11 protein-coding genes are annotated in these 18,749 nt (G+C 30.5%); 2 read left to right on the plus strand and 9 right to left on the minus strand.

The features are described 5' to 3' along the window. A partial coding sequence (locus tag L992_RS04865; protein WP_047394679.1) for a hypothetical protein occupies positions 1 to 1,473 on the minus strand: 1,473 nt, incomplete at its 3' end. A gap of 17 nt (positions 1,474 to 1,490) precedes the next feature. Continuing rightward, positions 1,491 to 5,051, minus strand: a complete 3,561-nt coding sequence (locus L992_RS04870; protein ID WP_047394681.1) for a hypothetical protein — start codon at positions 5,049 to 5,051, stop codon at positions 1,491 to 1,493. Between the two features lie 237 nt (positions 5,052 to 5,288). Here L992_RS04870 and L992_RS04875 point away from each other — a divergent pair, with 237 nt between their 5' ends. Further along, positions 5,289 to 7,421, plus strand: coding sequence for an HD domain-containing phosphohydrolase (locus L992_RS04875; protein ID WP_047394684.1), 2,133 nt, complete (start codon positions 5,289 to 5,291; stop codon positions 7,419 to 7,421). Here the strand turns inward: L992_RS04875 and L992_RS04880 are convergent. The 3 genes from L992_RS04880 to L992_RS04890 form a co-directional block, all read right to left on the minus strand. Next, positions 7,408 to 7,965, minus strand: a complete 558-nt coding sequence (locus L992_RS04880) for an N-acetyltransferase (RefSeq protein WP_047394687.1) — start codon at positions 7,963 to 7,965, stop codon at positions 7,408 to 7,410. The two genes, L992_RS04875 and L992_RS04880, sit on opposite strands and share 14 nt — an antisense overlap. Continuing rightward, positions 7,958 to 8,911 (minus strand): PTS fructose transporter subunit IIC, encoded by a 954-nt coding sequence (locus L992_RS04885; RefSeq protein WP_047394689.1) that lies wholly within the window; start codon positions 8,909 to 8,911, stop codon positions 7,958 to 7,960. The genes L992_RS04880 and L992_RS04885 overlap by 8 nt, the downstream gene beginning before the upstream one ends. Before the next feature lie 68 nt (positions 8,912 to 8,979). Next, positions 8,980 to 10,800, minus strand: coding sequence for a fructose-specific PTS transporter subunit EIIC (locus L992_RS04890; protein WP_047394692.1), 1,821 nt, complete (start codon positions 10,798 to 10,800; stop codon positions 8,980 to 8,982). A gap of 205 nt (positions 10,801 to 11,005) precedes the next feature. Between L992_RS04890 and L992_RS04895 the strand changes: the two genes are divergently transcribed. Beyond that, entirely contained in the window at positions 11,006 to 12,142 is a 1,137-nt protein-coding gene (locus L992_RS04895) for a replication initiation protein (RefSeq protein WP_047394695.1), read from the plus strand. Positions 12,143 to 12,188: 46 nt separating this feature from the next. Here L992_RS04895 and L992_RS04900 read toward each other — a convergent pair whose 3' ends face one another. The 4 genes from L992_RS04900 to L992_RS04915 form a co-directional block, all read right to left on the minus strand. Then, positions 12,189 to 13,388, minus strand: a complete 1,200-nt coding sequence (locus L992_RS04900) for an NRAMP family divalent metal transporter (RefSeq protein ID WP_231549758.1) — start codon at positions 13,386 to 13,388, stop codon at positions 12,189 to 12,191. Between the two features lie 107 nt (positions 13,389 to 13,495). Next, positions 13,496 to 14,773, minus strand: a complete 1,278-nt coding sequence (locus L992_RS04905) for an ArsB/NhaD family transporter (RefSeq protein WP_047394697.1) — start codon at positions 14,771 to 14,773, stop codon at positions 13,496 to 13,498. A gap of 14 nt (positions 14,774 to 14,787) precedes the next feature. Beyond that, positions 14,788 to 15,711, minus strand: coding sequence for a PTS sugar transporter subunit IIA (locus tag L992_RS04910; RefSeq protein ID WP_047384890.1), 924 nt, complete (start codon positions 15,709 to 15,711; stop codon positions 14,788 to 14,790). A 198-nt stretch (positions 15,712 to 15,909) separates the two neighbouring features. Next, the gene (locus L992_RS04915; protein ID WP_047394700.1) at positions 15,910 to 18,678 is read right to left on the minus strand and encodes an EAL domain-containing protein; all 2,769 of its coding nucleotides are present in this window, start codon (positions 18,676 to 18,678) and stop codon (positions 15,910 to 15,912) included. Positions 18,679 to 18,749: the final 71 nt, after the last annotated feature.

Below are 18,749 nucleotides of genomic sequence, written 5' to 3' on the forward strand. Positions count from 1 at the left end.
ATACTTAATCGTATCTCCTGATTGAACTATCATACCTTCCTTATCCGATATCTTCGATACCACAACTTCTGGTTTAAGTATTGTTACTGTAGCTTGACTCTCGCTCGTTACTTCTTTATTTGGAATCGTTCCTACTATCGTGTTTTTTATTTGATCTGTATCTCCACTAAATGAGTATAATTTTATAGCTAAATTGTATTCTATCTCCAGACGCTCCCCTACATCTAACCTAGGAAGTTGATTCAAATCAGAAGATAGTTTAAATTCTCCAGAAGAATCATATATTAACTCTGTCGGGAATCCCTGGATAGAAGTTCCTATCCCCTCAGTTAATTGATTAAATTTTTTAGCTATAACATTCGTTGCTACATTATTTACTTTTGATAAATCTATTTTATCTGAAATCGTATATTTTGAGATATTATCTATTCCTAAAGGGTAACTACCTGAATTTTTTATAACTAATCTATAGCTCACCTCTTCCCCTTGAGAAAATATTTTTTCTCCATTTTCGCCTACAGTTCCGTTTAAAATATCCTTTCCTACCGCTAAATCTGGAATTAATTGTAAATAATTTCTAGCACCATCACCACTACTTGTTTGATTATCCAATGTTGTGAAATGTGTAGATACTGGATTAGAGGCTGTCAAATCTACTTTATATATTTTGTTTGTTCCCGATGGATTATAAAACATATTTGTTCCCGCCATGAAAATCGCAACTACAGTTCCTTGATCTGTTGCCAATCCTGTTGTCACTAAAGTAGGTTCTGTTAAAATAGTTCCACTTTTTTCATAATATTTTAAACTCCCATCATTTAAAATATAATAAAATCTTTCCTTTCCATCAATCTCCGTATAGCCCCAATCTGCAAATCGATTACTCTCTCTACTTCCAATAGGAGTAGCTATCCCCGTTCCGTTATCCAATATCGCTATTTTATATATGTTATTATCACCCGTAACATACATGTTTCCTTCTTTGTCAAAATCCCCTACAAATATAGATTCTCTTGAATTTATTCCTGTAATTGCTTCAACAGAAAATCCTACAGTAGTTCCTTCTCTTCCTATTTTTACTAATTTATACTCATGATTACTTCCAAAAGGTTTATTTATTCTTTGAATCCCATAAATATAATCATCTTTTGGATTATAACCAAAAGCATTGTTTGCATTTCCTCCAACCGTTAATGTTTTAGGTTCTATACTATTACTTCCTGTTACCAAATTTTTCTTATTAACTATAATATTTCCGGAATTAGACCCACTATCTTGAATTATAAAACCATCTGCCTCATTTGGATCGAAGCTACTTATTATAGCTCTAGTTTTATTAACCGCTGGTAAAATATTTATTTCAGAATCATTCAACTTTATTCCTTCAGGTATTGCAAAATTTAAAATACTTATTGTTACAAATAATATAAAAAATATGAACTGTTTTATAACTAACTTATGCTTTATTATCATACTTTTTGCCTCCCTCTTTAGAATTTACCTATAATGTTAATGAACCAACCTTTGGCATTATAATCTAAATCACTTAAATCATCATCAAACTTGGTAAAGTTGTATCCTGCTCCCACTTTTAAGTTTTGTTGTACTTCTTTATAAACACCCAAAATTGCTCCATGCTCATATGCCTCCTCTTCAATATCCCTTAATAAATGATATTCTGCAAAAGCATACCAACTTTTAATAACTTCATAGTTTAATCTAACTGCATACAGATCAAGTTTTGAATTATACCAATCTCCCTCTCCTCTTCCAGCACGAAATTCCTCTGTCCGAAACGCATATTTTCCACCAATATCAAGTTTTTGAGTTAATTCATATATACCTTCCAAAGACAAAATATGAGCTTTCGTATCATTCGTTGAATTAAACTGATTATTTATCCCTATATTTTCAACATATTCATATTTTCCTATCAAATTCAGCTTATCATTCCAAACAGGTCTATATCCAAGCCCTAATCCTGTTTCTATCGATCTATCATCTTTATTTTCTTTAGCATCTCTGTATAGATAATTAAATTCTCCAAATAAAGTATACTCATCATTTAATATCCATTTTCCTCTATTTATTGTGGCCCATCTATCAGCAGATATTCCAGCTCCTCTATCTTTTCCAAATTCTAATTTATTTCTCAACATCATGTCTCTAACATAATATCTGCTGTATATACTTAAAGATGTTCTAGACAAATTCCCACTATAAGTATCTATATCTCCATGTTGAATTAGAGTTCCCACTGTAATATCTTGTGAATATGTATAATCTATCCCATATGACTGTAAAAAACCTGTTCCAATACTATCTTTTAAAAATTGATTTTCATGATACATCGACGTTTTAGAATCATATAGATATTTTTGACCCAAAGTCAAAGTGTGCTCTTTTCCACTACTAGAACCAAACTCATTATTATTATCTAAAGCATATCCTGTATATAAACTGTAATTCTCTGTAAAATCATAAGTTCCTAAAATTTCCACACCATTCCCTTTATTTCCTGTGCTTGCTTCAGTATTCAAACGAAACTTATCTGTTAATCTCAATTTTGTCCCTAAAGTATATAGATTATTTACACCATACCCTTCGCTCCAGATATCAGTTTGAGCTATTCCGTATACACTTTTATTTGGTTCAAATTCATAGTCAGCTCTAACTCCTATAAGTAAAGCTTTCTCTATTAAATCATTTCCCGAAATAGTTCTATCTTTTTCTTGATTTTTTATATACTCTAACTCTGTAGATAATTTAAGTTTTTCATTATACTGATAAGAAGTAATCATGCTAGCTCTATCTTCTTCTGTCTCAATAAAACTTCTTGTTAAATAACTCGTATCCTTTTCTTTAAATTTACTTGCTCCAAATCCTGCTACCCATTTATTTGTTAATTGAAAACTACTTTCAAATCCGTAATCATCATGATTGCTGCTATTTGAAAACCCTGCAGATGAAAACCCTGCTTCTTTTTTGTGATACCAGAATGTTAATCCATCTCTTGGGTCAAATCTCATATCAATATCTTTAAGTGCAACTTCTCCAGATATTGAATATGCGTCTCCGGATATATTATTAAAATATTTCGTTGGATTACTTATAATCTCTTCATATTTCTCTCTATCTAAAAACGAATCATATCCTCCATTGTAAGAAAAATTATTTATAAGAGTTTGTGTTCCTTTTGAATGGGCATACTCAAATCTTATAAAAGTATTATCTGTTTTTCTTAATGTTAGATCAACTCCTTCTAATTCATAATCTTGAATTTCATCTCCTCTTGTCTCTGAAACCAATGTTCCTCCAATAGCTAAATTATCAGTTATCCATGTTTTCCCTCTTAATCCATAAGTAGATTTTGCAAAATCTGTATTACTTGAATAGAATTCATACTCTACAACCAAATTTATACTATCTCCAGAATACGGCAAATCTTTTATAATTCCATTCTCTGTGCTAGAAGCTATTGTTGGTAATGGATTTTTCAAAATAATTCTTCCTTGAAGATCATTCATACTATAATCTCTGCCTTCTTCTAAAACTATCTCTCTTAAAACTCTTCCTGTTCTTCCATCAGTCACTTGAACTTTTACTTTTGCACTTCCCGTAACTATATCTTGAAAACTTAAATAGTAAACACTTCCTCCTGTCCCTCTAAATTCATCTCTCGTATAAAGTGTCTCTGGTTCGCTTACAAAAATATTTCCAATTGTTCTAGAATCACCAAACTTTGTAGAGTCAAGACTATTATAAATACCTTGAGCTCCATATAGACTTCTATTGTAATCAGTATAATAATTGCCTGTAAAGCCAGTATTATAACTCCCCCATAAAAGACTAGATTGTTGTTTTTCTAATTTTATGTAAAACTTTCCTGTGCTATCTGTATCACTATAATAAGTTGATTCATCACCTAAATTAAATTCTATATCATCTCTTTCTAACTTTTCAAATAGATCCCTCGGTCTTCTTTTAGAAAAATCTTTAAAAATATACTTTGTCTCTTGTTCCCAAGTGTCTGCTTGAGCTGTTAATCTATAATCATCCCACACTTTTTTATAATAAAAGGCCAATCTTCCAGAAGAAAAAATATTTTCATCATATTTATAACTATCTTGAAGTATTGTATCACTTCCAGACACATAGTTTTGACCAACAAACAAGTCTGCCATTCCTACTGCAAATGTGTAATTATTAGGTAAATATATCTGCATGTCATAAATATATTGATTCTCTTTATTATCTGATAATAAAACCGGTATTGTTGCCTCTCCTGTATTTTTTGTATAATATTCAAATAAAAAATCACCCTTTGAATCTAAATTCACAACTTGATTATTTACAGAAATCTCTTTAACTCCTTGAATATCCTTTCCATAAACTCTAACCTTTGAACCTTTTAAATGAATATTTTTTATGGCTGTATTATCTTTTCCGTAAATACTATTAGCAACATCTATATTTTTATTAGAATCAATCGCTTTTACAAATTGAATTTCTTGTATTTCAGTTTGATTAAAACGCTCTCCTTCATCAAAAACTTTTAGTGTATAAAAATAGCGTTCCCCCTCTTTTATAGTTTCTTTTTTATAACTGAACAGTATTGGTTCATTTAACTTTATTTCTGTTCCTTCTATTTTTCCAATTGGATCTAAACGATATAAATCATCTTCTTCATATATCAATATCTCCCACCTTTTTATCTCTTCTTCATAATTTGTGTATATAAAAAAATCTATTTTTCCTAACTCTATATCTTGTTTATGATTTGCTTTTATTGATAGTTTTGAATCTACTGGAATTGGATCGATTATAGAATATATATACCCCCCATTATTTTTTAAAACCATTCTTCCTGGTGTAATCAATTCCTGCTCTTCATATTGTGATTCTAAGTCAAAATTCAGACTTTCATCTGTTGATATTTGATCTAAAACTATTATATTTTCTATTTTATTTTCTTGAGTGTAAGTATTTTGTATAACAGTCATAATTGCAAATAAAAAAAGTGTTTTTTCTAGATGTTTTTGATATCTCATACTATCATCCCCTTTTTTATTATTTATTTTCTATATATTCTTTTATTTATAGGCTATTCTCTGCACACATTTCCAATCTAAAAAATTTTAACTTCAAAAATAAAGAAACAAAAAATAAGTTTTTTATTTAAGATTAATTCAACTTTATTTCTGTCTAACTACTTGCATAAAAACTTCTGTAGTATTTCATTTTTTTCTGATATAATAAGCTTAAGGTCTTTTTTGGGGAGGAATTTCATGTTATTAAAACTATTTTTTAGTTTTATATTTATATATTTAAATATATTCGCTATTCAGTTTTCTACTGAAGAGATTAATTGGATTAAAAAAAATTATGACAAAACATTTAATGTCTATGTATATAATCCAAAACATATCTATCTTTATGAAAATGAAGATGGAAACTTAAGGGGAGTTTATATAAATTTTTTTGAAAATATTACAAATCAAACTGGTTTAAATTTTAATTTTAAATCTCTAGAAAAATCGGAAATGCAAGATATTTTAAACAATGGCAAGGGAGATGTCATATTCAATGCTAGCAAATCTAAAGAGCGAGAAAAGCATTACTCTTTTTTACCAACTCTGAATTCATACACCTTAGGATTATACTCTAAAAGCGATACTATAATTGATTTTCAGAATCTTGATAAATATAAAGTTGGTCTTATTCCCACAACGTCCGACTTTATCCTTCTAGACAAATTTTATCCAGATTTAAAAAATAAAGCTATATCTATTAACGATAAAGAAAACTTCGGATTTTGGGCTCTTGAAAGTGGCTTAGTTGATGCTGTTGTCGGAAAAAGTAGTAACGATATTTTAAAAAATTATCGTTTTACACCATTTGAAAATATTCCTTCAACCCACCTTTGGATGGCAATCAATAAAAATGAACCAATTTTAGAATCTATTATCTCTAAATTTAAAGTAGAATTTACCACTAAGTATGTTGCTAATGTATTAAAAAATGAAAGACCTATTTTCTATAAACAACTATTATCTAAAGAACTTATAATCAAAAGAGTACAAAGACGCTATTCTAGTTTAAAAGTTTTTATTCCAGAAGCAAAAGGAATGCTACCTCTTTTTTATAAAACAAAATCTGGATATAAAGGATATGTGATTGACAGACTAGAAGAACTCTCGAAACTCACTGAACTTCCTATAGTTTATACTCAAAATCCAAATGATGACTATGATATAAAAGCAATCGATTCAAAATTATTTGAAAATAATAGCAATGCTTACTTTATTCCATACTATAAAGTTCAAGTTGCTGCATTTTCTAATCGTAATCAAAATTTTCTTGATACTTATCAAAGTGCTGAAAATAAAAAGGTTGGTATTATCTCTTTTGAGAAAATAAATCCATATTTTTTAAATTTTCTTCCGAATTTTAAATTTTATAAAATATATCCTGATACTGATTCAGCTCTAGATGCTATTTTAAAAAATGAAATTGATTATGTTTATGCTGATTTTAAAATTATGTCTATGGCCATCGGAAATAGATATTTAGATGATAAAGTTCAAGTTGCTGGTTTTTTAGGAAATAGTCCTAAAATTGGATTTGGTATCAAAAAAGATCCTGATTTAGCTAAATTAGTTGATAAAATTTTCCCAAATCATCTAGCTGAGATTCAGATTCTCCAAACTGAACTAACAGTTCCTAAAAGATTATCACCAAATTATCAGTATCTACTTTTTGTTTTTAGTAGTATGAGTCTACTTATTGCAACTCTTTTCTATCTTTTAAGAAAAGCTACTATAGCTTCAAAAAAAGAAAAACGTATCACTAAAGCTCTTGTTGAAAGTTTTGAAGCTGCAAATGAGCTCAATGATGAAGATACAGGAAACCATATTTTAAGAGTCAACCTATACTCAAAATTTTTAGCTGAAAAGCTAAAATGTTCAAATAAATTTATTAAAGAGATTGGAGAATACGCATCTTTACATGATGTTGGAAAAATAGCAATCTCTGATATGATATTAAAAAAACCTGCTAAATTGACAGAAGAAGAGTTCAACGAGATGAAAAAACATGTTATCTTTGGAAAAGAACTTGTTCAAAAGATGCAACTTGGACCTATTGCTGAAAATATAGCTCTTTACCATCATGAAAAATGGAATGGAAAAGGCTATTGGTTTGGATTAAGTGGGGATGCTATCCCTTTAGAAGCTAGAATTGTTGCTTTAGCTGATGTATATGATGCTCTTCGCCAAAAAAGAGTGTATAAAGATGGATTCACTCATGATGTTGCTGTTGAAATAATAAAAAAAGAACGTGGTGAACATTTCGACCCCGCTCTTGTTGATATTTTCTTAATTCATCATAAAGAGTTTGATAAAATCTTTATCTCTCATTAAGTTTTTGAAAAACTATACTCCAACCTACACTATCTTCTTTTAAATTGTAAGGTTGAAAACCAAAATTCTGATAGATTTTTATAGCTACATAGCTACAAGTTTGTGTGGAGAGGTATAATCCCTCTCCCATTTTTTTATCTTTAAATATACTTAACAACTTTGATACAAGAGCTTTTGCTAACCCTTTTCCACCATGCTTTGGATCGATAGCTATCCAGTGTAAACGATACTCTCTTTTTTTATCATTTTGAAAATGTTTTCCTTCCCAGATAGCTCCAGTTCCTACAATTTCACCATTAGGACTCTCTATAAAAATCATTAACTCTTCTAACAACTTTTCTTTTTTTAAAAAGACATCCTCAAAATAGTTTTCTCCCTCTTCTCTTTCTAGAATATGACCTGAATTTAACTGAATATCTACCCATTTATCTTTTAAACCAGAACTATATGCTACAAATTTATATCCCTCTAAAAGCTCAATCTCTTTAAATTCTAAATTATCTTTTACCATCAAAAGATGGATATTTTCAACACTTCTATCCATTTTTTTCTCCTTTTTTCAAGAAATACAACATAAATATTGTTGAAGCAACACCTATGAAAAGAGCACTTAAAAATCCTATCTTATTGTCTATCAGAGGAAGTATAATCATTCCTCCATGGGGTACCATCGACTCAACTTTTAAAACTGTCGCTGCTGCAGCTCCTATAGCAGCTCCTATTACTGTAGTTGGAAGAACAGCTATATCTCTTGTCAAAAATAGCAAGGCACCCTCTGTAATTCCAAGTATTCCTAAAAGTATCGAAATCAATCCAGCTTCTCTTTCTGTTTTAGAAAATCTATTTTTTAATACAAATTGTGATATTCCAAGAGCTAAAGGTGGGGTTGATATTGCGACTGCTATGGCTCCCATTGCATCTCCCCTACCATATTCCAAGGTGTTTGTAGCATAGACATATGCAACTTTATTAATTGGTCCTCCTAAGTCTACACCAATCAATCCTCCTAAAACAAAATTTAAAAATATATTATTTTTATCATCTAAACTATTTAGGTATTGTGCTAAGCCATCTAATATATGCTTCATCGGTTCTTGAAAAATATAATGTAGTCCCAATCCAACAAATAAAGTTGATAAAATCGGAATAATAACAATATACATTATCGAAGACATCTCAATTGAAGTCTCTATCTTTTTCAATCCATTTATAAAATACCCTAAAAGTATTCCTACAAAAATTCCCCCAAACATTCCAAGACCAATAGTTCCTGATAGATATCCCAATATCATCCCAGGTATAAAGCCGACGCTTCCAGAGATCTCCTTTGCTATACTTCCACCTAAAAGTGGTGGCACCATAAGAAAGCTATAATCACTGAGTTGCTTTATAAATTGATTATTGCTATAAAGTGAAATAACTGACAATATCCCACCTATTATAAATATAGGAATAATCTGAATAATACTTTTTAACACTCTTTTTCTCATAAAAAACTCCCACGTACTTTTTCTTAAATAGTATCATGGGAGCTAGATTTCATCAATATTTTGTTAATTTACTTTTTTATTTTTTTAAGAATATTTACCATTATCGCACTAACAAGTGATCCTACAACTATTGCAACTATAAACATAAGTTTATTCTCAACCACTGGTAATACGATTGGTCCTCCATGAGGTGCATGATCTGCTACTTTTCCTATTGCAGCTATAACTGCTCCAACTCCACTTCCAACCATTATTGATGGAATAACTCTAAACGGATCTGCTGCTGCAAACGGAATAGCTCCCTCTGTAATTCCAATAAGTCCCATTGCAAATGCTGCTTTTCCAGCTTCTCTCTCTCCACTCTCATAATTTTTTGGAGCCATCATTGTAGCTATTCCCATACTTATTGGTGGAATACAGATTGCAACTGCTATTGGTCCCATAACTGTTGGTACACCTTGAGTTATCATAGCTGATCCAAATAGGAAAGCAACTTTATTTATCGGTCCACCCATATCAAACGAAATCATACATCCTAAAATCAGTGCTAAGAAAATAGAACCTGATTCCATACCCTTTAATACATCTGTTAACATATTCATAAATCCACTTATAGGTGCACCTATAAAGTACATAATAACTCCAACTAAAGATGTTGAAACCAATGGTATAACAAATATAGGCATAATCGGTTTTAATCCCTCTGGAACATTCCAAGATTTAACCCACTTAGCTATATAACCTGCAGCAAAACCGGCAACCATACCACCTAAGAATCCTGCACCAACACTATTTGCTAACGCACCTCCAACTAAACCTGGAGCAAGTCCTGGTCTATCGGCTATACTCATAGCTATGTATCCTGCAAGAATTGGAATCATAAGTCCAAATGCTGCTGCTCCTAAATCCAACATAGATTTAAAGAACGGATTACTTACATCTGCACCTGACCCAGCTTTAATTCCTGATAATGCTATTGAAAGAGCTATTAAAACTCCACCACATACAACCAAAGGAAGCATATGAGAAACACCATTCATAAGATGTTTATAAATTCCAGTTTTTTCCTTTTTATCTCCCTGCTTATCTTTATTTGAATTTGAAGAAGCCACATAGATATCTCCCTCTCCATTTAAAGTTTTCTCAATTAACTCTTTTGGAACTCTTATAGCTTGCTTTACAGGAACTTGTATTACTCTTTTTCCAGCAAATCTATCCATATCTATAGTTTTATCCGCTGCTACGATAACTCCAGTTGCTCTTTTTATATCCTCAGCTGTAAGTTCATTTTTAACTCCTACGCTTCCATTTGTTTCAACCTTTATCTCTACACCAAGCTCTTTCCCTTTATTTACTAAAGAATCTGCTGCCATATATGTATGAGCTATTCCTACTGGACAAGCTGTAACTGCTACTACAAATCCAGCTCTTTTATCCACTACTTTTTCCTCTACCTTTTTCTCCTCATTTAAAATAGCTAATACCTCATCCTCCGTTTTAGCTAACTCTAATCTTTCTCTTAACTCATCATCCAATAATTTATTTGTAAGTTTAGATAGTGTTTCTATATGAGAATCTGTTGCATCCTCTGGTGCTGCAATCATAAAGAATAGTTTTGATGGTTCTCCATCTAACGAATCAAAGTCAACACCCTCTGATCTTCCAAAAGCTACTGCTGGTTTTCTAACAGCTTTAGTTTTCCCATGTGGAATAGCTATTCCCTCTTCCAATCCAGTTGATGATGTTGCCTCTCTTTGTTTTACAACTTTTAGAAACTCATCTTTATTTTCTAATGCTCCACCTTCATTTAGAACCTCTACAAGTTCTGATAATATTTCATCTTTTGTCTTACCAGTTAGCTTTAATTTCATATACTTTTTTTCTAACATCTCTCTCACTCCCTCTGGTTTTTATCTTATGCTCTAACTATACTTTAAACCTTTTTTTCTGTCAAATTTGCTATTTTTGCTTTTTTGTTTCGTCTATTTCATATTTTTATATTTTTTATTATCTATTTTTATAATTTTGTTTCGTCTATTTCTATGATAAAATATAAAAAAATAATTAAAAAAAATTCTATTGAGGTGAAAAAATATGAGCTCTCAAATTTTAAATCAGGATATAACTATAGATAAACGTACTTCTAAACTTGAAAACAGTATCTTTCTAACAATTTTAAAAAAAATAGAGCAATTAAAAAAAGATGATGTTGAACTTAAAACCGATTTTCTTTTAACTGCTGATGACTTTAAAAAATTAAGCGATGATGATATTCAAATCGGATTAAAAGGGTTGATGGAAAAATATATAGGCTACTCTTACTGTGATGCCGAGAACAGATACACTCGTGTATTTTTCCCCTATGTAAGCTTTTTCTCTGAAACTAATGGTAAATTCAATATCACTGTTCCACCAATGATTATAAATGCTTTTAAAAAAAACAGTGTTGAGTGTTCAATCTCTTTAAGAACTTTTTTCTACTTCAGAAAAAGATCTTCTCATAATTTTTTTAATCTTGTTTTGAAGAATAACTCTGAAAACATTAGTTTAACTCTGACGATTGAGGAGTTAAAAGAACTCTTCAATATAAAAGATGAAGCTTATGATCGTTTTTTTGATTTTGAGAAAGCTCTTTTAAAGCCATTACTTCAAAGCATCAATAGTCACTCTAACTACACCCTAATCTATAATAAAATCAAGAAAGGGGATGCTAAAAACAACAAAGTTACAGCTATAGAGTTTCTCTTAAAAAATAATGCTCTTATTCAAAAGAGTGCTGAGACAAACTACTTGATTCAGCTTGTCAAAAATAATATTGAGGATTATAAAAACGTTTGGGAATCTATAAATAGTTGTATAAATGATATCGGATTTATTCAATGTAAAAGAGCTATTTTATTTTTAAAGGAGAATAATTTGACTCTTTCAGATGCCGAGCTTATAAACTACCTAAAAAGAAAAGGTGAAAATATCGAAGAGATTCTTCAACTTAATAATCACACTCTTATTAAAGAAAAAATCTCACTATATAAAGATATCTCTACTTTTACAAAAACTATATACAATATAATGATTGGATATAATTTTTATTACTCACTTAATTTTAAGTTTCTAAAGGATATAAAAGAGTTTCAAGAGGGCGATACATTCTTCTATAGAGATGAGAACTACATTGTTTTTGGAACCTATCTTGAAAATCGTGGAAGCTTTAAAATTTTCCAACCACAATAAAAAAAGCGTATCAGATTTCATCTATCTCTGATACGCTTCATACCTTTTAAAGAATTGAGAATATGCTATCTAATGAAGATATCCCTTCATACCCCATAACTAGAACAATAATAACACCAAATATCGTCAAAACTCTTGAGTGCCTATAATTCCCTACTATCTCCTTTTTCCTAGAAGCAAGTAGTGTAATACCTAAAGTTATTGGCAGAATAAGTCCATTCAATGCACCTGCTAAAACTAGAAGTGATACTGGCTTTCCAATTCCTGCCATAACAATTGTTGAAAGCAGAATAAACCCTATTATAAATCTCTTTTCATATTTTAAAACAAAGGGAAAAAGAGTTTTCAAAAATGAGATTGATGTATAAGCCGCACCTACAATTGTTCCTAAAGATGAAGCTAAAATCACAACTCCAAATATCTTATAGCCGATATAACCCGCTCCCTGCATAAAAGCTGAAGCTGGAGGATTATCTGGATTAAGTTTTGCACCAGAAGATACAACTCCTAAAACCGCCAAGAAAAGTGCTATTCTTATAATCGAAGCTATACTTACACCTATAAATAAACTTTTATTTATATTTTTCAAGTTTTCTTCACCTTTAATATTCGCATCTAAAAGTCTATGTCCTCCAGCAAATATTATATAACCTCCTATTGTTCCTCCAAGAAGTGTCAGCAGTGAGAAACTCAAATCACTATAACTCTCTGGAAATATTGCACTATAAGCGGCCTCTGTAACAGGTGGTTTACTCTCTAAAGCCACATACGATATCACCAAAATCATCAAAACCCCAAGTACCTTTGTAAATTTATCAATAAACTTTCCTGCGTCCTTAGAGATAAAAATCATAGCTCCTATCCCTCCAGCAAGCAGAGCTGAATATGTTAAATCAAATCCAAATAATACATTTAAACCTAATGCTGCTCCTCCAACATTTCCTATATTGAAAGCAAATCCACCAAGAGCAACTAAAACAGCAATCAAATACCCTAACCCTGGAACAATTTTATTTGCTAAATCCTGCCCTCTCATCCCTGATACTCCAATAACTCTTGAGATATTTAGTTGAACCACCAGTGTTATCAAAATAGATAATAAAATAGAGAATGCAAAATTAGCTTTAAATTGCTCTGTAAAAATTGATGCTTGAGTCAAAAAGCCAGGTCCTACCGCAGATGTCGCCATTAAAAAAGCGGCACCTAAGACAGCACCACCACTCTTTGAACTCATATTGTTTTTCATAAAAAAAATCCCTCCGTTGTACTTATAAAATAAATAATGCTCAGACATTATATACCTTTATTAGTACTTTTACTAGAGGGAATTTTATTTTTTTATTACAAAATATTTTACATATATCTAAGCTTTAGATATATACCAGCAATTACAAGAGTTTGTACAGCTATAAGTGCTCCAAATTTTAAGAATTGTACGAAATCTATTTTACAACCAGATTTCCCTGCTACTCCTACAGCTACAACGTTTGTTGCTGAACCTAGTATCGAGATGTTTCCACCTAAACATGATCCAAATGATAGTGCCCACCAAAGAGCATCAGTATGAACACCATTAAATGTAGGTGCCATAACATCTATAATCTTTGAAACTGTCGCTGCATTTGCTACGTTACCTATAATTGATGTAAATAGTGCTGATAGAGTCATTATAGAGTAAGTTGCAAATTGGAAGTTTCCTTTTGTAAGTTTTATCATCTCTTCACCAATCACATCTATAACATGGATTTTTTCTATTCCAAGAACCATCATAAATAGTCCTATGAAGAAGAACAGTGTATCCCACTCAACATGTTTAAATACATCTGCAGGTTTTCTCTTAGCTATTGTTACAAGAAGTATTGCTCCACTTAAAGAGATTATTGCAAGCCCTTTATTTATAAAGTTGTTTAATACAAATCCAAGAATAACCAACGAGAATATAATCCCAGCTTCTTTTAATAACTTTTTATCTTTTAAAGTTCTGCTTGGATTCATCTCCATGATTCTAGCTTTTAGCTCTGTTGAAACATGGAAATCTTTTCCGTAGATAAAGTATACATTCACTAGTAAAACTACCATAGATATTATAGCTACTGGTGATGTATTGAATAGAAACTCATTGAACCCAAGACCACTCTCATGCCCGATGATCAGTTGAGTTGGATCTCCAATCAGTGTTGCATTTCCACCTATATTCGCAGCCATAATCTCTGTTATTACAAATGGGAATGGATTTAATTTTAACTCTCCCGCAAGTAAAATCGATATAGGCGCCATTAACAATATCGTTGTAACGTTATCTAAAAACGCCGAACATATAGCTGTTACTATCGCTAAAAATACTATCAGAAGGAATGGTTCCCCTCTAACAAATTTAGCTAACGTAATTGCAAACCATTGGAAAACACCAGTTTCTGATATCAAATGAACTATAATCATCATACCTATCAATAGGAATAAAATCTCTAATCTACTTGCTATTGCATGTAGTGCTTCCTCTTCATTAAATAAACCAACCATAGACATAGCTAAACCACCAATCATAGTTGCCCATGCCCCTGGGACTTTCTCTGTTATTATACAGTAGAACACTGCAATAAATATAGAGAGTCCTAATACTAAGCTTAACATAAACTCACTTCCTTTTATATATGTAATATTTTTCTTATAATATCCGACCTTAGAATAATTCCAAGATACCTTCCATTTTCAATAACATATATTCTAGTAACTCCACGATTCATAAATAGATATGAAACCTCCATTAAAGATGCTTCTTTATCTACTGTTACAACTCCATCTTGTCTATAAAGTTCTTCTATCGTAGTTGTTTTCTCATTTATTAGGTAGTTCTCAAAAGGTTCTCCAACAGTCATAAAGTTTAAATCATTTAAAATTGTTGTATACTTTGGCATTCCAAAGGCGATAAGCTCTCTTTCAGTTATCTCTCCTAAGAACTTGTTATTTTTATCCACAACAGGAATTCCACTTACCTTTTCCATAACTATTCTCTTTGCTATATCCTCTAGTGTATTAGTTACACTTGCAGGTCCTGGAGTATTTGTCATCAAATCTTCAGCTGTTATGTTGTGATCTATCTCTATATTTTCAGCTTTTAATATCTTTATTGTTTGAACAGGATCTTTTCCTGCTATTATTTTATCTAAAACATCTCTATTTTTTATAGCTAATTTAGAGATTCCTGACATTATTTTTAATATTTTTTTACTTTTTAATACATCAGCAAGTACAAGGATAACTATTTTTAATTCCTCTTCTTTATTATCTAAAGTTTTTACTTTAATAGGTTTTTCTGGGAAACCAATTGCTACTAATATATCATCATAGTGCTCTAACCTCGCGTGTGGGATAGCTACTCCATACCCTAAGTATGTTGATGCTTCTTCCTCTCTCTTCAAAACAGCCTTTTTCATAATCTCTTTTTCAAGTTTTAACACTTTGTTGTTTTCAACTAATTGATTCAACATATTCTCTACCAACTCGTTTATATTACTCCCTTTTATGTTGGGAATAATTACCTTTTCTGATAGATAGCTAGACAGCTTCATTTGAACACCTCCGTTATTTTTACACTACTTTGTTTTTTGTTCATTTTTAGTATAGCACATTTTTACAAAAAGTAAAGTCTTTTTGAACCGCGAGTCAAATTTGTAGATAAAAACTAAAAAACCTTCTTCAGATTAATCTAAAGAAGGTTTGTCTACAAATATATACCTTATATATTTTAATTTCCTTTTAAATTTTTATTATAATTTTTCTTCAAATTCATCCTTTGTTATAGGTTTACTAAATATATAACCCTGTCCTATCCTTACATTAGAACTAGCTAGGAATAGTAATTGTGCTTCAGTTTCAATTCCCTCTGCAACAATCATAACATTTAAATCCTTCACAAGACCTATAAGTGCACTATAGATATTAGAAGCTACTAAGTTATCCTTTGTTCCTATGGCATCTAGTATACCTTTATCAAATTTTACAACTTCAAGTGGTAAAAGTGGAAGTAAACTAACTGTGGAATGCCCTGCTGTGAAATCATCCATAGCGAGAGATAATCCGAGTCTTTTTAATTCATCTATCTTCAATAGTGTAGTTTTTAAATTTGTTGAGAAAATCGATTCTGTTATTTCAACTTCTAACCATTTTCCTAAAACATCATTTTTTTCTAACAGCTCTTTTATCTTTTGAACAACATCGTCTCTTTCTAAAGTATTCATAGAAAGATTGAATGACAACTTAAACTCATCATCAACTAACTCATTCTCTTTTAAATCCCTAATAAACTTTATAGTCTCATCAGCTATTTTATAATCCACTAAATGAATCAGATTTATCTCCTCAGCTATTGGAATAAACTCAGCTGGTGATATAAATCCTAGCTCTTTATCAGACCATCTAGCTAAGCTTTCTCCACCAATAACTCTCTTTGTTTTTATATCAAACTTTGGTTGATACACAGCATAAAGTCCTGATAAATCTTTATTTCTTAAAAGAGATTTTATCGAATACTCTCTCTTCTTTATTTTTAAAAGCTCCTCTGTTGCTTCTAAATAATAAGTTCCATTTCTTTTCTTTGCTTCCTCCATAGCCATATAAGCATGTTTAAAAGCATTTTCTAAATCCTCTGTTCCACTCTTTTTATAGTAACCTATACTCAAATCTAATTGATATGCTAACTTCAAAGCTTTCAATTCCTCTTTTAAAGAGTTTAATCTCTCTATTAAAAACTCCTCTTGAACAAATACATCAAACTCATCTCCAGAAACTCTATAGATATACTGCTCTGGGAATATTTTTTTTAAACACTGTCCTACAGCTTTTAAAAGATAATCTCCAGATGCTTGACCATATTTGTCATTTATCTCTTTAAAGTTATCAATATCCATAGTTATTGCATATCCTTTTAAAATTTTTCTCTTTGAAATAAAATTCAAAAACTCCGTTCTATTTGGCAGTCCTGTAATTAAATCTTTTTTTAACTCTCTTGTCACTTTATAGTTTGAAAGAATCTTATAGATAGAAGCCATTCCAAGTAAGCATGAGATTCCTAGCAAAATATACAATATTTTGTTTGTCATTTGAAACTTCTGATATTCATTAAAAGCTTCCTGCTTTTTTATTATATTCGCTTCCTCTTCTAATTTTTTTAGATTTAATCCATTCTTTATCCCCTTATTTAAAATGTTTGTTAACATCGCATCCTCTTCATGAAGAGCTAAGGAGATTGGTATTTTTACAAATTCATCAACTCTGAACTTGCTCGTATCCATTTTATTTATATCAAATTGTAGCGCTGTGTTTATCTCATGTCTATTTAAAGCTTTTTCTAATTGATCATAATTTCCATACAGCTTTATATCCCCATTTGAATAGAAATCCCTTGCAAACGTCTCTTCTACAGATCCTTTTACAACGCCTACTTTAGTATTATGAGTATAAAAGCTCGATATTTTATACAAAGTTGGAGTATATATCGCCTTTGTAAATATTAATTTCTTATTCCACTCTTTATTCTCTGGAAGAGGAACAATTCTTATTTTTTTATTTAAAAAATCTGCATAAGTATTGTTCCAATTATTATTTTTGTCATTTATTATTTTAAATTTTATACCTGTTCTTTTTGATAAGTTTTCAATAAAGAATGGTATAACACCAATAAATTTATTCAAACCTTTAGAGTAATAGCTCAAAGTATGATTTGAATCTAAAGCTATTGAGATTTGTGATAATCCTTGAAGATAAACCTTCTCCTCATCTGTCAAAGAGGACATAAATTTATTTTGATATGTTATATGTGTTCTTCTTTCTAAATGTCTATTTATTTTACCTTGGTACTTTTCTAAAAGAGCATTATTTATAATCTCTATTAAATCTCCTAGCTCTTTTTTGAGTGCTATTGACACATCTGGAAGATAACCAACTTTTATGCTTTCATCCCAACTCAAGACATTATATTTAGATGTTAAAAAAATCTTATCTTTTCTTTCGTAACTATCTTTAACTTCTATAATCTTTGCATCTATATCATTATATTTTAAAAATTTTTCTAAATACTCAATATAAAGAGAGCTTTCTGTTGCATATATCTCTTTTCCATTTAAAGATTCTAAATTATTTGGATCAAATTTCCCCTTACTTGAAGATGAAATATATATTAAATCGTCATATATAGGTAAACTGAAAACAGAACTTTCTTTTCTCTGCTCGTTTTGAGTCATTGTTCCCATGATATCAATCTCTTTATTTTTATAAAGTGTGATTACCTCATTCCAATCGCTCTTTATTACTCTGATATTCAAATTTAGATAATCTACTAACATCTCTTCAATTATACTATTCAAAGACTCTCCATCAATCATAGTATTATCAAAATCTGATGATTTTAATCCTAAAACCAACTGACGCCCTTTATAACTCTCTAATATCTTTTCCTCTTTAGTATTTTTTGGTATGTAGTTAGCAGAAAATATAATCTGAGTTAATAAAAGAAAATACAATACAAAAACCTTTCGCATTCATCCTCCCGCTCTTTTTATAATGACTTATATTATATCAAATTTTATACGGCCGGTCAAATTAATACTAC

The sequence above is a fragment of the Cetobacterium sp. ZOR0034 genome (genome assembly GCF_000799075.1).
GTDB lineage: Bacteria > Fusobacteriota > Fusobacteriia > Fusobacteriales > Fusobacteriaceae > Cetobacterium_A.

Excerpts from the sequence above, each read along its gene's own strand:
- L992_RS04870 (WP_047394681.1), bottom strand. The coding sequence starts at position 5,051 with ATGAGATATCAAAAACATCTAGAAAAAACACTTTTTTTATTTGCAATT.
- L992_RS04875 (WP_047394684.1), top strand. The coding sequence starts at position 5,289 with ATGTTATTAAAACTATTTTTTAGTTTTATATTTATATATTTAAATATA.
- L992_RS04880 (WP_047394687.1), bottom strand. The coding sequence starts at position 7,965 with ATGGATAGAAGTGTTGAAAATATCCATCTTTTGATGGTAAAAGATAAT.
- L992_RS04885 (WP_047394689.1), bottom strand. The coding sequence starts at position 8,911 with ATGAGAAAAAGAGTGTTAAAAAGTATTATTCAGATTATTCCTATATTT.
- L992_RS04890 (WP_047394692.1), bottom strand. The coding sequence starts at position 10,800 with ATGTTAGAAAAAAAGTATATGAAATTAAAGCTAACTGGTAAGACAAAA.
- L992_RS04895 (WP_047394695.1), top strand. The coding sequence starts at position 11,006 with ATGAGCTCTCAAATTTTAAATCAGGATATAACTATAGATAAACGTACT.
- L992_RS04900 (WP_231549758.1), bottom strand. The coding sequence starts at position 13,388 with ATGAAAAACAATATGAGTTCAAAGAGTGGTGGTGCTGTCTTAGGTGCC.
- L992_RS04905 (WP_047394697.1), bottom strand. The coding sequence starts at position 14,773 with ATGTTAAGCTTAGTATTAGGACTCTCTATATTTATTGCAGTGTTCTAC.
- L992_RS04910 (WP_047384890.1), bottom strand. The coding sequence starts at position 15,711 with ATGAAGCTGTCTAGCTATCTATCAGAAAAGGTAATTATTCCCAACATA.
- L992_RS04915 (WP_047394700.1), bottom strand. The coding sequence starts at position 18,678 with ATGCGAAAGGTTTTTGTATTGTATTTTCTTTTATTAACTCAGATTATA.